General features: G+C 72.7%; 12 protein-coding genes. 9 read left to right on the top strand and 3 right to left on the bottom strand.

What is annotated here, in order from left to right; all coding sequences use genetic code 11:
• Positions 1-575: 575 nt before the first annotated feature.
• The gene (gene cysS / locus BSZ37_RS09335) at positions 576-2,111 is read left to right on the top strand and encodes a cysteine--tRNA ligase (protein WP_095510295.1); all 1,536 of its coding nucleotides are present in this window, start codon (positions 576-578) and stop codon (positions 2,109-2,111) included.
• Between the two features lie 99 nt (positions 2,112-2,210).
• Here cysS and BSZ37_RS09330 read toward each other — a convergent pair whose 3' ends face one another.
• Entirely contained in the window at positions 2,211-3,269 is a 1,059-nt protein-coding gene (locus BSZ37_RS09330) for an endonuclease/exonuclease/phosphatase family protein (protein WP_095510294.1), read from the bottom strand.
• A gap of 145 nt (positions 3,270-3,414) precedes the next feature.
• Here BSZ37_RS09330 and BSZ37_RS09325 point away from each other — a divergent pair, with 145 nt between their 5' ends.
• On the top strand, positions 3,415-3,921 hold the full coding sequence (locus tag BSZ37_RS09325) for a hypothetical protein (RefSeq protein ID WP_095510293.1): 507 nt from the start codon (positions 3,415-3,417) through the stop codon (positions 3,919-3,921).
• A gap of 11 nt (positions 3,922-3,932) precedes the next feature.
• Here BSZ37_RS09325 and BSZ37_RS21980 read toward each other — a convergent pair whose 3' ends face one another.
• Positions 3,933-4,094, bottom strand: coding sequence for a hypothetical protein (locus tag BSZ37_RS21980; protein ID WP_179299547.1), 162 nt, complete (start codon positions 4,092-4,094; stop codon positions 3,933-3,935).
• A gap of 252 nt (positions 4,095-4,346) precedes the next feature.
• Between BSZ37_RS21980 and BSZ37_RS09315 the strand changes: the two genes are divergently transcribed.
• Positions 4,347-5,393: a TerC family protein gene (locus BSZ37_RS09315; RefSeq protein WP_095512351.1), complete on the top strand. Its 1,047-nt coding sequence runs from the start codon at positions 4,347-4,349 to the stop codon at positions 5,391-5,393.
• A gap of 40 nt (positions 5,394-5,433) precedes the next feature.
• On the opposite strand, the gene BSZ37_RS09310 is transcribed toward BSZ37_RS09315, so the two are convergent.
• Entirely contained in the window at positions 5,434-6,228 is a 795-nt protein-coding gene (locus BSZ37_RS09310) for a hypothetical protein (protein WP_143537609.1), read from the bottom strand.
• Positions 6,229-6,444: 216 nt separating this feature from the next.
• Between BSZ37_RS09310 and BSZ37_RS09305 the strand changes: the two genes are divergently transcribed.
• From BSZ37_RS09305 to trpS, 6 genes are all read left to right on the top strand, one after another.
• Positions 6,445-8,202 (top strand): L,D-transpeptidase family protein, encoded by a 1,758-nt coding sequence (locus tag BSZ37_RS09305; RefSeq protein WP_095510290.1) that lies wholly within the window; start codon positions 6,445-6,447, stop codon positions 8,200-8,202.
• 27 nt (positions 8,203-8,229) lie between these two features.
• A complete protein-coding gene (locus BSZ37_RS09300) occupies positions 8,230-9,957 on the top strand; it encodes a L,D-transpeptidase scaffold domain-containing protein (protein WP_095510289.1) in 1,728 nt (575 codons plus the stop codon).
• Positions 9,958-9,959: 2 nt separating this feature from the next.
• Entirely contained in the window at positions 9,960-10,397 is a 438-nt protein-coding gene (locus BSZ37_RS09295) for a hypothetical protein (RefSeq protein WP_095510288.1), read from the top strand.
• A gap of 194 nt (positions 10,398-10,591) precedes the next feature.
• Positions 10,592-12,133 (top strand): anthranilate synthase component I, encoded by a 1,542-nt coding sequence (gene trpE, locus BSZ37_RS09290; RefSeq protein WP_095510287.1) that lies wholly within the window; start codon positions 10,592-10,594, stop codon positions 12,131-12,133.
• 78 nt (positions 12,134-12,211) lie between these two features.
• Positions 12,212-12,682 carry a hypothetical protein gene (locus BSZ37_RS09285; protein WP_095510286.1) on the top strand — a complete coding sequence of 157 codons (471 nt, stop codon included), beginning with the start codon at positions 12,212-12,214 and terminating at the stop codon, positions 12,680-12,682.
• 88 nt (positions 12,683-12,770) lie between these two features.
• Positions 12,771-13,790 carry a tryptophan--tRNA ligase gene (trpS, locus tag BSZ37_RS09280; protein WP_095510285.1) on the top strand — a complete coding sequence of 340 codons (1,020 nt, stop codon included), beginning with the start codon at positions 12,771-12,773 and terminating at the stop codon, positions 13,788-13,790.
• Positions 13,791-13,810: the final 20 nt, after the last annotated feature.

Raw genomic sequence — 13,810 nt, 5'->3', positions numbered from 1 at the left:
CGCTCACAACTGTGAGCTCGCGGCCTATCCAGTCGACGAGAAGCTTGGCGACCGTGAGGTCGAGGCCGGCGCCTGCGTATTTCCGGCCGTCTCCCTCAGACGGCTAGCCGAAAGGCTCGAACAGGTGAGGGCGACACACCGCCCGAACCCCGACGCCGGTGTCCGCCACCTCGACGGACACCGCGCCCGCCTCCGTCGCGACCGCAACCCGCACCCGCCCGCCTCGGTGAGCTTGACCACGTTCCCGACGAGCACCCTGCGGACCCGGTCGAGCGGTCGGAGCGACCACGCTCCCAGCGCCACGAACGCGGCCACGACGACGCCAGCCCCTACCACACGGCGTCGCGGTACGCCCACACGACGCTTCCGACAAGCACGACAGGCATTCCGACGACCAACGAGAGCTCACGTGGCCCGATCGATCCCGTAGAGGACCGAAGAAAACACGATCTGCCACATCTGAGCCCTGCCCCTCTGTTCCGGTGGCCACCCGCACTCCCCGGGCCGTCTCGATTCGGAAGCGGGACCCCGAGGGTCGGACGCCCGGTAGCTTGACGCCCCCTCCCCCCCGCCCCATGTCCGAGACGCCGCCCCTCCGCCTGACGAACACGCTCTCCCGGTCCGTCGAGGCCGTCGAGCCGGTCGCCACCGCGCCCGACGGCCGGCCGCTCCTCCGGTTCTACAGCTGCGGCCCGACGGTCTACAGCTACGCCCACATCGGCAACTTCCGGACGTTCCTCACGGCCGACCTCGTGGTCCGGACGGCCGCCGCGCTGGGCTGGGCCGTCCGCTACGTCTCGAACGTGACCGACGTGGGCCACCTCACCGAGGACGACGTGGCCGACGGGGCCGGCGAGGACAAGATGGCCAAGGCGCTGGCGTCGAAGGAGGGCGAACAGTTCGAGACCGTGTGGGACCTCGCGCGGCACTACACGGCGGCCCTCGTCGAGGACTGGCACGCCCTGAACCTGCTCGAGCCGAACGTCCGCCCCCGCGCGACCGAACACCTTCGCGAGCAGATCGAGGCGGTCGAGGGGCTCGTCGAGCGCGGCCACGCCTACGAGACCGACGACGGCGTCTACTTCCACGTCCCGAGCTTCCCCGACTACGGCAAGCTCAGCGGCAACCGCGACGCCGACACGCTCGTGGAGGGCACCCGCGAGGTCGTCCGCGACGACGCCAAGCGGGACCCGCGCGACTTCGCCCTGTGGAAGAAGGACCCGGGGCACCTCATGCAGTGGTTCTCGCCGTACGGGTGGGGCTTCCCCGGCTGGCACCTCGAGTGCTCGGTGATGGCCCAGAAGTACCTCGGCGAGACGATCGACCTCCACGGCGGCGGCGAGGACCTCCGGTTCCCGCACCACGAGTGCGAGATCGCCCAGGCCGAGGCGCTCACGGGCCAGCCGTTCTCGCGCTACTGGATGCACACGCGGTTCCTCCAGGTCGAGGGCGAGAAGATGTCGAAGTCGAAGGGCAACTTCCTGACCGTCCGCGACCTGACGCTCGCCCCGGAGGACGGCGGGCGGGAGGACTGGGGCGCCCCGCTCGACCCGCTCGCGCTCCGCCTCGCGCTGATCTCGGGTCACTACGCCAAGCCGTTCAACCTCACCCGCAAGACGCTCTCCGACGCCCAGAAAAATCGCCAGCGGTACGTCGACGCCGACGCCGCCGTCCGCGACGCGCTCGACGCCGGTCGGCCCGGCGACGACGTCCTCGCCGGGCCACTCGACGTAGCGTACGGCGAGGCCCTGGCAGCCATGGCCGACGACCTCAACACGCCGGTCGCGCTCGCAGCAGCGCTCCGCGGGGCCGGCGACGTCCTCAAGGCCCACCGGGCCGAGCCGCTGTCCGGCGCGTCCGCTCGCACCGCCCGCGCGTTCCTAGACCACGTGGAGGCGCTCCTCGGCATCGTGGGGACGGGCGCGGCCGACGAGGCCGCCCCCGAGGACGACGGACTGGCGGCCCAGGTCGAGGCGCTCCTCATCCAGCGGACGGAGGCCCGCGCCGCCAAGGACTGGGCCCGCGCCGACGCCATCCGCGACGAACTCGACGCGCTCGGCGTGGACGTCATGGACACGCCGTCCGGCCCCCAGTGGAAGCGGAAGGACTGACGCCTCCGCCGGCCTTCCCATCCACGACGTAGGGGCACACCGCCGGTGTGCCCCTACCCGATGGGCCCGCCTCGGCGCCGAGGCGGGCGGAGCCGGCCGCTACTGGACGACGGCCTCCAACTCGGCCCAGACGCCGGCGTGGTCGCTCGGCCACAGTCCACCCACGCGGTCCGATGGCTCGTCGAGCACGACCTCGGCCTCGCCGACTGAGTCGAACCCGCGGTAGAACACGACGTCGATCCGCGTCTGGAGCTGGGAGGCCGCGTTGCGGAGGTCGGCCGCCTGGCAGCACGTCGCGGCCGAGCCGACCGCGAAGGCGTCCTCGAACGGGACCGTCAGCGTCTGGTAGCTCGTCCCGTTCGCGTTCCCGTTCGAGTTGATGTCGCCGACGAAGACCACCGGGCCCGTCGTCGCCCCGATGGGTGCGAGGAGCTCGCCGGCCTGGAGCACTTGGATCGGCTCGGCCTGCCCGCCGACCTCGAGGTGCGTATTGAAGAACGTGAAGTCGAACCCGCCGACCGTCGCCCGGACCGACTGGTAGCCGCGGACGAACGTCTGATTGGTGCCGCCGACGGGGATCGTGAGGAGCGACTGGAACGACTGCTCGGTCGGCGCACTCGTCGTCACGTCGCCGCGGGCCAGGATCACGTCGGCGTCCTGGTAGCGGACGTCGAAGAACGTGTTGCCGTTGGTCGTGGCCGGGAACTCGACGTCGGAGTTGTTCGAGACCGACACGACGCGGTAGTCGGCGCCCTCGGCGTCGAGCGCGTCCATGAGCAGGTCGAGGAAGTCGTACGTGACCTGCGTGGCGTCGGTGGCCGGCCCGCCCGGCAGGTTGTCGGCGGGCGACTGGACGTAGTACGTCGAGACCTCCTGGAGCCCGACGAGGTCGGGGTCGACGCGGGCAATCTCGGCCGCGATGGCCGCCATCCGCGCGGCCGGGTCGGAGGCCTCGATGGTCCCGTAGAGCTGGGCGACGCAGACCACGATGGCGTTGCCTTCGCACTGCGGCTCGAGCAGCGTGAACAGGTCGCCGCCGAGGTAAAGGTTCTGGCTCATCACGCGGACGGTGGCCTCGGTCCCCCCGCCATCGGAGTCACAACCGGCGGTGAGCGTGAGGAGAGCGAGCCCGCAGAGGGCGAGTCGGAGTCGGTTCATGAGGGTGACCTGTGGGAGGGGAGGCCAGAAGATGCGACATCCTCGGCGCCCCACGTAGTCCGTTTGCGCTACTCCGCCCCGCTCCGCCTCGGCGCCGAGGCGGAGGCCCTCGCTACCTTTCCGCTACCCCGGACACCCCCACGCCATGCCCCTCGACGCCTCCGACTACTCCGCCCTGGAAGGCGGCCTCGTCCGCATGCTCGACCGGCTCCAGGCCGAGGGCACCGCGACCAAGGACCCCGACGTCGACCAGTACCTCCGCGACGACCCCAACGCCGTCCTGCTGGGGCTGCTCTACGACCAGCGCGTCCTCGCGGAAACGGCCTTCGCCGGGCCCTACAAGCTCCGCCAGCGGCTCGGCCACCTCGACATGGGCCGGATCGCCGACATGGACCGCGACGCCTTCGCCGAGGTGTTCGCGCAGTCGCCGGCCGTCCACCGCTTCACGAACAAGATGGTCGACACGACCCAGTCCGTCGCTCGCATCCTCGCCGACGAGTACGGCGGCGACGCCGCCCGCCTCTGGGCCGACGGCGACTGCGCGACGGTCGAGAAGCGGGTCAAGAAGCTGCCCGGGTTCGGACCGCAGAAGGCGTCGAAGCTCCGGTACTGCCTCTACTATTTCGGGCACCGGGACCTCTCCGAGGGCTGAGGCTCCGACGGCTACGCCTCCGGCGGAGGGTCCCCGCTCGGCTCCGCGTCGCCCTCCTGAGCCTCGATGTCGTCGGCGACGCGACGCATGATGCGGGCCGTCTCGTGCTGGCCCTGCGACTCCAACTCGTCCGCCTTTCGTCGGATCTCGTCGGGGGTGGGGTCGTCGTGCATCTCGGGTTCCGCTTGCCAGGAGCTGAGGCCGGACGATACCACATGTCACCGACATAGGGTAGCCCACCCAGTCCCTTCCCCGTCAGGCCCCCCCGACGGGGGGTCGAGGCTGGCTGCCCCGGCCTCGGAGGGCGCTCGGCGGAGCGCTCGGGGGGACGGTCCGGATCGGACTGAGAGCGGCGCGTGAAGCGTGCGGACGACCCGAACCTCGGGTGGGGGCCCGCGTTCACCGCGCCGTCGCTCCTCCCCCGAATGCCACACCTCGACGTCCCCGCCTGGGCTTGGGCCGCGCTCAACGGCTACGTGGTGGTCCTCCTCCTCGTCGACCTGCTCTTGTTCAACAAGCGGGCACACGAGATCGAGTGGAAGGAGGCGGCGTGGCTCTCGGCCTTCTTCGTCGGCGCGTCCCTGGCGCTCAACGGGATCATCTGGTGGGTGTACGGGCACGACCCGGCCCTGACGTTCTTCACGGCCTACATCGTCGAGAAGTCGCTCTCGGTCGACAACCTGTTCGTCATCGCGGTCTTGTTCGGCTTCTTCGCCGTGCCGGCGCGGTACCAGCACCGGGTCTTGTTCTGGGGGATCTTCGGCGCCATCGTGATGCGGGCCGTCATGATCCTGCTCGGCGTCGCGCTGGTCGAGCGGTTCCACTGGGTCCTCTACATCTTCGGCGCGTTCCTCATCCTGACGGGCGCCCGGATGTTCGTCGAGTCCGACGATCCGGAGGACGTCTCGCAGAACAAGGTCCTCAAGTTGCTCCGTCGGGTGCTGCCGGTGACGCGGGGGTATCACGAGGAGCACTTCTTCGTGCGGAAGATGGGCCGGACGTTCGTGACGCCGCTGTTCCTCGTCCTCGTGATGATCGAGCTGACCGACGTCGTGTTCGCCGTCGACTCGATCCCGGCCATCCTCGGCGTGACGACGGACCCGTTCCTGGCCTACAGCTCGAACATCATGGCCGTCGTGGGGCTGCGAGCGCTGTACTTCCTGCTGGCCGGCGTCATCGAGCGGATCCGGTACCTCCACATCGGGCTCGGGGCGGTCCTCGTGTTCATCGGCGGGAAGATGCTGGCCGAGCCATTCCTGGAGCCGCGCGGGCTCGAGATCCCGACGTCGGTCTCGTTGGCCGTCGTGGTCGGGTGCATCACGGTCTCGGCCGCCGTGTCGTGGGCGGCGACGGTCCGCGAGCGGCGGGGCGAGACGATCCCGACCCCACCCGGCGCGCCGGAGCCCCACGCCGGCGACGGCGCCGCCCAGAGCCCGCCGGTGGTCGAGGACAGCGAACGGTCCGAGGCCTAACCCGACACGGCCCGCCTCGGCGCCGAGGCGCAGGGGCTCGTTAGGGGAGGTCGATGACGAAGGCGTGGGCGAGGTGGCCGGGGCGCGTCGAGATGTGCGCACGGCCGGTCGTGGCGGAGCGGCCCGTCGGGAGCGTCGTCGAGATCGCTGCGCGGCCGGGACGCGTGCCGGGCGTCACGGTGATCGTCCGAGCCGCGCCGGGCGCGTTGGGGTCGTAGACGTCGAGCGTGGCGTCGAGCGGCCCGCGGCGGTCGATCCCGAACCCGACGACCTGGTGGAGCGCGAACGGGTCCGGCGCGTCGCCCACGAGGCCGAGGAGAGCGGGCCGGCCGGCGCTCAGCGTGGCCTCCACGCGGTCGAGCTCCGATTCGACGGCGTCGGCCCACCCGTCGGGGTCGCGGGAGGCGAGGGCCCGGAGCCACCACCCGGCGAAGCGCGGGAGCGAGGCCCGGAGCGTCCGTTCCTGGCGGCGGCGGAGGAGCGCCCGCAGCGGGGCCGGGCGAAGCTCCGCTGTCGGCGCGGCGCCCTCCCCCCGCGGCCACCGCTCGATAGCCGCGAGGGCCATCCCCCCGCACAGCCCGAACGTGGACCACCGACGGGCGATGGAACGCACGACCCCATCGCCGAGCCCCAGCCGCCCGAGCGCCGCGCCGACCGCCAGCCCCGCCATGCCGCCGACGGGTCCGCTCACGGCCCCGCCGAGGCCGGCCCCCAGCGCGACGGGCACCGACGAGAGCGCGCGGAGCCGGGTCGCGAGCGTGTCGAGGTCGTCGTCGGTCCAGGTATAACGGTTGGGGAACGAGAACCCGTCGCGGGCCGGGTCGAAGTCCAGCACGGTCAAACGACTGTGCGAAACGGGTGGGGACATACCTGAAGACGGGTTAAAGGACGGATCCTGGGCCGAACGGCTTGATCGGGGACCGCGGCGCGTGCACATTGCGACGGCGGCCCAGGCGGGAGCGGCGGGACAACGACGACTCGCCCGCAGGGGTCCGCGAGGCCGACACACACCCCCCACGCCATGCGCGAACGGATACGCCGCAGGCCGCTCTTGTACACCCTTCTCGTCGGGCTGGTCCTCGCCGCCGGCGGGGCCTCGGCCGGGTACGCGCGCCAGAGGATGGCGGCCGTCACGCCGGCGACCGTCGCGCCGCTCCTCGCCGAGCGGCTCGCCGCCGACAGCACCGCGGGCGTCCTCCACCCGGGCGTCCACGACGTCTACGCCGCCCGCGCCGGCCAGCCCGCGTGGTTCGCCCGCGCCGACCGCGACGCGGCCCTCGACCTCCTCGCCCGCGCCGACCGCGACGCGCTCCCGCTCGACTCGTCTCTCGCCGGCCTCCGCGCGCTCTCCGACACGGCGAGGGTCCCGGCCTCGCTCGCCGACGCCGACCTCGCCGTAACCGACGCGCTCCTCCGGTTCGGCGACGCCCTGGCCAGACCCCGCGCCGACGCGACCGAGCTGTACGGGATCCACTGGACGGCCTCCCCTCCCGAGCCGCCGGACGTCGCCGTCCGCCTCGCCGACGCTTTCGCCTCGGCGCCGAGCCCGGCCGCCGCGCTCGCCCTCTGGGCCGACGGCCTCCGCCCGCAGCACCCCGGCTACCGCCGCCTCCGCGCCGCGCTCGCCCGCGAACTGGATCTGGAGGACCGGCCCGAGCTCGTGCTCGGCAGGGACCTCGCACCCGGCGACTCCGGCCTCGCCGTCGTCCGCCTCCGCGATCGCCTCGGCATCGAGACCGACCTCTCCGAGGCGGAGGCCCCCGCCCAGTTCGACGCCGCCCTCGGAGACGCGCTCCGCCGCCTCCAGCGCGCCCGCGGGCTCCGCGCGACCGGCCGTCTCGATGGCCCGACGCGCGACGTCCTCAACGTCCGCCGGCCCGAGCTCATCCCGCTCCTCGCCCTCAACCTCGAGCGCTGGCGCTGGCTCCCGGCCGACCTCGGCGACCTCCACGTCTGGGTCAACGTCCCGCGGTTCGAGTTGGCCGTCCGCGAGCGTGCGCCCGGCGCCGGTCCGAGCGACGACTGGGCCGAGGCGACCCGGTTCGTGACGGTCGTCGGCGCGCGGGACTGGCAGACGCCGGCCTTTACCGACACGCTCGAAACGATCGTGTTCAACCCGACGTGGATCGTCCCGGCCTCGATCCAGCGGGAGTCGTACGGGTACGTCAAGGGGTTCGTGGAACGCGGCCCCGGGCCGGGGAACGCGATGGGCCGGGTCAAATTCCTGTTCCCCAACGACCACGCCGTCTACGTGCACGACACGCCGACGAAGTGGGCGTTCGGCGTGGACGACCGGGCGCGGTCCCACGGCTGCGTCCGCGCCGGCGACCCCGAGGCGCTCGCCCGCGCCCTCTTGCCGCGGACGAACGGGTGGACGGAGGAGCAGGTGTCGGACATCTTCAACGGCTCGTGGTGGCCGACGCAGTGGGTCCAGGTCGAGAAGACCGTCCCGGTCCACCTCGTCTACTTCACGGCCGAGGTCGACCCCAACGGCCGGCTTCGGGTCTACGACGACGTCTACGGCCGCGACGGTCGGCTGGCGGACGCGCTCGGGCTGGAGCGACCCGATCAGGGCGGTTCGGTCCTCGCCACGCTCATCGCCGATTCGATCGGGGACGAGGAAGTGCCCGAAACCGAGGACGAGGCGGACGAGTCGGAGACGGCAGACCTGCCCGCCGACTCGGCCGAGGCGGCACCGGTCGCCCCGCGTGACACGGCTCGCCGGCCGCTTCCGGCCCGCCCAGCGGCGCCGTCGGACACGGCCGACACCACGGCCGCCGGGGTACTTTCGCGCCCCGGACGGCGTTAGCGTTCGCACCCCCGATTGACCCTGTCTGTGACGACTCTGCTGCACCCACTCGCCCTCGTCGCCCTTCTCGGGTGGGGCATTTTCGACAGTTGGTTCGGGCCGGAGGAGATCGCCGCCCCCGACGCGCGCGCCGTCGCCGAGGCCGTTGGGCTCCGTCTCGGCAACGCGAAGCTCCACCCCGCGACGCCCGACGTCTACGAGCGCCCCCGCCTCGTCTGGGCCGACGCCCGCGCCCGTGCCGGCCTCGCCCGCCTCCTCGACGCCGCGCCGGCCGATGGCGTCACGCCCGAGGAGGTCCACGCCGACGCGATCCCGTCGCTCCGGATCGCCCTCGCGGCGGCCGAGCGGAAGTGGGCCGCCCACGACGGCGAGGCCCGCGACACGCTGGCCGACCCGCGCCCGGCCCGCCTCGCCGCGCTCGACCTCGCCCTGACCGACGGGCTCCTCCGCTTCGGCGACGCCCTCCGCGGCCGCCGCGCCGACCCGCGCCGGCTCTACACGCACTCGTGGTTCCCCACCCTCCGCGACTCGACGGGCGCCGGCTTCGACGCGCTCGTCGAGGCCATCGAGGCGTCGGACGCCCGCGGCGTCGTCGACGCGCTCGACGCCCTTCGGCCGCCACACGACGGCTACCGCCGCCTCCGCGCCCGCCTCGGCGGCCTTCAGGCCGACCTCGCCCCGATCCCCGCCGGCGCCGACCTCGCGCCCGGCCAGCGGTCGGTCCGCGTCCCGCACCTCCGCGACCGGCTGACGGCCTGGGGCTACCTCCCCGCCGACACCCTCGACGCCTGGGCCCGCCCCGACGCCTACGTCTACGACGACTCGCTGGCCGCCGCGCTCGGCCGCTTCGAGGAGGCCCAGGGCCTGACGGCCGACTCGGTCCTCGACGCCGCCGCGACCGAGGCGCTCAACGCCGACCTCGGCCCGCTCCGCGACCGGCTCGTCCTCAACCTCGAGCGCTGGCGCTGGCTCCCCGACGACCTCGGCGACCACTTCGTGTGGGTCAACCTCCCGGCCTTCGAGCTCCGCGTGATGCGGCGCGACTCGGGCGCGACCGACCTCCGCGCGCCGTACGACGAGAACCTCCGCATGCCCGTCAACATCGGGAACGCGCAGACGGCCGGGTGGACGACCCCCGTCATCACCGATTCCATCCACACCGTCGAGTTCCAGCCGGCGTGGTACGTCCCGCGCTCGCTCGCGGCGGCCAACGTCTTCCCGATGGCGGTCCGCGACAGCCTCGCGCTGTGGCGCCAGGGGTTCGAGGTGTACCAGAACGGCGCGCCGGTCGACAGCCGGCTCGTGCCGTGGGATTCGGTCTCCGTCGGCCAGTTCCGGTTCGTGCAGCGGCCGGGCCCGGCGAACCCACTCGGGCGCGTCAAATTCCTGATGCACAACCCGTACGCCATCCTCATCCACGACACGAACAAGCGGTACACGTTCGAGGACGGCGCCGGCTCGTCGATGTCGAGCGGCTGCGTCCAGGCCGGCGCCCCGGACCAGCTAGCCGAGTATTTGCTGACGACCGTCAACGGCTGGGAGGAGGGCGACGCGACGCGGTCGTGGCGCGGCGGCCCGCGTCGGGGCGTCCGGCTGGAGCGGCCGTTCCTGAGCCACTTCACCTACTTCACGGCCTGGGCCGAGGCCGACGGCTCGCTCCAGGTCTACGCCGACCCGTACGGCTACGACGCCCGCCTCGCCGAGGCCCTCGGCCTCGGGAGACTGCCGGCCAACCCCACCGACCAGCCAAGCTGACCATGCGCGCGCTCGCACTCGCCGCCCTCGCCCTCGGAACGGCCGCCAGCGCGCAGGACGTCCGCATCGTGCCCGAGGCGGGCGAGCCCGCGACGCCCTCCCTTCTCGTCCCGCGCGACTGCGGCTACGGCGCCGACATGGCCGTCCCGCTCTCCCCCGACGTCACCCCCGTGCCGATGCCGGGCCTGGCCCTCGACGGCCCAGAGCCGGTCCCGATGCCGAACGTCTGCGCCGAGGACGTCGACCTCACCGCCGAGGCGGACGTGGGCGACTTCTTGAACCGGCCGCGGGGCCTCCGGCGCCCGGCCCCGCTCCAGTTCCGCCGCGAGCTCCGCACGAACCCGTACCTGCGCGAGCGGCTGCGCCAGTTCCGCGGCCTCGACGCGCCCGGCGACCTCCTCGCCCTCCCGCCGGTTGCCCCGCCCGACGACCGGCCGTAGCTTGATCCCGATGCCGCACCGCGCGCCCCATACCGTCTGGCCCTGGTGGCACCCCCTGACCTCAGTGGGCAGACGGCCTGTGGCCTGACGCGAACGCGCTTCCCCTCCGCGAGCCCACTGTTCAGACGAGCAGGGGGCTTTTTTGTTGGTGCCGGCTTCACCCCCTCCGGCCCTCCCCATCCGACCTTCACCCCGTGACCCTCACCGAGTTCGAGACGATCGTGCGCGAGCAGCTCCCGGCCGACGGCCGGCGGCTGGCCGTGCCGGTCTACGTCCGCCGGTCGGCCGACCTCCTGACGCCGGTCTCGGCGTTCCTCGCGGTCCGGGAAGAGGGCCAGTTCGGGTTCCTGCTGGAGTCGGTCGAGGGCGGTGAGCGGCTCGGCCGGTACTCGTTCATCGGCAAGAGCCCGTACCTCGTGATCGAGAACCGCGGCGACCGCGTTTGGGCCCACCGGCCCGCCGGCGTGGTCGGCGGCGACGGGGCCGCGCACGACGTGGAGCCCCTCGACGGGACCATCTTCGAGGCGCTCGGCGCGATCCTCGCCGAGACGGAGCAGGCCGAGGTCGCCGGGCTCCCGCGCCTGACGGCCGGCGCCGTCGGGTACGTCGGCTACGACGCCGTCCGCCAGCTCGAGGCGCTGCCCCCGGCCCCGCTCGACCTCCTCGGCCTGCCCGACGCCGTCTGGGGCTTCTACGACACCGTCGCCGCCTTCGACCGCGTCCGCCACCAGCTCATCCTGATGGCGACCGTGTTCGTCGACGCCGACACCGACCTCCACGAGGCGTACGCCGAGGCGACCGAGCGGCTGTTCGAGTTGGAGGACGACCTGTTCCACGGCGGCGTGCCCGGCGAGCCGGTCCGGCTGCTGGCCGCGGAGCCGGCCGCCTCGGTCGAGCGCTCGGCCTACGAGGACGCCGTCCGCGCGGCCAAGGAGTACATCGTCGAGGGCGACATCTTCCAGGTCGTGCTCAGCCAGCGGTTCGCGATGCCGTTCGCCGGCGACAAGTTCAACCTGTACCGCGCGCTCCGGCAGGTCAACCCGAGCCCGTACCTCTTCTACCTCGACGTCGACGGGCTGGCCGACGGGGCCGACTTCTCGCTCGTCGGCTCGTCGCCGGAGGTCCTGACGCGCGTCGAGCCGCGCGGGCCGGAGCGGCGGGCGCTGGTCCTCCCGATCGCCGGGACCCGCCGCCGCGGCGAGACGCCGGCCGAGGACGCGGCCTACGAGGCCGACCTCCTCCAGGACCCGAAGGAGCGCGCCGAACACCTCATGCTGGTCGACCTCGGGCGGAACGACATGGGCCGCGTGTCGGAGACCGGGACCGTCTCCGTCGACCGGTTCGCCGAGGTCGAGCGGTTCAGCCACGTGATGCACCTCGTGTCGTCGGTGTCGGGCGCCGTCGGCGAGCGGCCGGCGACGGACGTCCTCGCGGCGTGCTTCCCGGCCGGGACCGTTTCCGGCGCCCCGAAGGTCCGCGCCATGGAGATCATCGACGAGCTCGAGACCGTCAAGCGCGGGCCGTACGCCGGCGCCGTCGGCTACGCCGGCTTCGACGGCGCGCTCGACACCTGCATCGCCATCCGCACGATGGTCGTGAAGGACGACGTGGCCTACGTCCAGGCCGGCGCCGGCGTCGTCGCCGACTCGGACCCGGCCGCCGAGTACGACGAGACGAAGGCCAAGGCCGCCGCCCTCTTCGCCGCCATGCGCTCCGCCACGTCGGACCTGCTGTAGAGGGAAGGAGGGATCCGGGATGCGCCACGCGGTCCCCTCGTCCCTCCGTCCCGCATCCCCCCTCCCTCCTCCCCCGCCATGTTCCCTGCCCTCCGACCGATCCTCAACAAGGGCGGCGCCGGCCGCTACATCTCCCGCGAGGAGAGCGTCGAGCGCCTCCGCCCCGTCGCCGAGCGCCACCTCGACCTGCTCCAGACCTACCAGGCCGCGCTTGCGCGGATGGCCGACGGCCCGGCCAAGGAGCGCGTCGAGGCCATGATGCCGTACCTCCGCACGGAGACGGCCAAGATCTCGGAGACGATCCTCAGCCTCGGCGGCGCCCCGCCGACCGGCGCCGGACGCGAGGCGTTCGCGGTGGTCGAGGGCTCCGACCGGAACCGGGTTCAAGGCCTCCTCGACGCCGAGAACGACTTTGGCGGGATGCTCCGCGAGGAGGTCGACGCCGTCCACCACCAGGAGCGGACGCGGGCCATCCTCGGCCACAACGCCGAGGCCTCGACGTCCCGGATCGACCTGCTCCGCGGCGTCGCCGCCGACCTCCCCCGCTAGCCCCGCCCGCCTCGGCGCCGAGGCGGACCGACCCGACCGCCGTTTCCCAGTTCGTGCAGGCGCCGGCCGGCGCCCCCGCACCCTCTGCATGTCTGACTCCTCCCCCCTGCCCGTCATCGTCTCCGGCATCCAGCCGTCGGGGACGCTCCACCTCGGCAACTACCTCGGGGCGATCCGACAGAACATCGCGCTCGCCAACGACGAGACCGCTCGGAGCGAGGCCTTCCTGTTCATCGTCGACTACCACGCGCTGACGACGCTCCGCGACGCCGACGCGCTCCGCCGGTACACGCTCGACGTCGCGCTCGACTACCTCGCGCTCGGGCTCGACCCCAGCAGGGCCAGCCTCTTCGTCCAGTCGGACGTGCCGCAGCTCACGGAGCTGACGTGGATCTTCCTCTGCCTCACGCCAACGGCGATCCTCGAGAAGGGCGTCTCCTACAAGGACAAGGTGGCCCAGGGGCTGACCGCGAACGGCGGGCTCCTGACGTACCCGATCCTCCAGGCCGCCGACATCCTCGCGTACACGGCGCCGGGCCGCGACCTCGTGGTGCCGGTCGGGGCCGACCAGAAGCAGAACCTCGAGATCAGCCGCGACACGGCGAGCCGGTTCAACGAGGCGTTCTGTCCGGACGACCCGTTCTTCCCACTCCCGGAGCCTTACATCTTGGACGAGGTCTCGGTCATCCCCGGCCTCGACGGACGGAAGATGTCGAAGAGCTACGGCAACACGATCGGCATCTTCGACGAGGGGAAGGACCTCAAGAAGAAGGTGATGTCGATCGTCTCCGACTCGACGCCGCTGGAGGACCCGAAGGACCCGGACGCCGACAACACGTTCGCCCTGATCCGCCACTTCGCGACGGACGACGAGCGGGCCGAGATCGCCGAGGCGTACCGCGCCGGCGGGTACGGCTACGGGCACGCCAAAAAGGCGCTCCTCGGGATGATCGACCGGCACTTCGGCGAGGCCCGCGAGCGCCGCCGCGAGCTGGCCGCCCGCCCCGACGACGTCCGCGACATCCTCCAGGCCGGCGCCGAGGCGGCCCGGGCTCGAGCCTCCGACGTGACGGCCCAGGTCCGCGACGCCGTCGGCTTCCTGAACTAGCGGCCCCGCCGCCCCAGCCC

It is taken from the genome of Rubrivirga marina, assembly GCF_002283365.1.
Taxonomy (GTDB): domain Bacteria; phylum Bacteroidota; class Rhodothermia; order Rhodothermales; family Rubricoccaceae; genus Rubrivirga; species Rubrivirga marina.
Note: the sequence above shows the minus strand (reverse complement) of the source record. Positions and strands in the feature narration are given on the sequence as shown.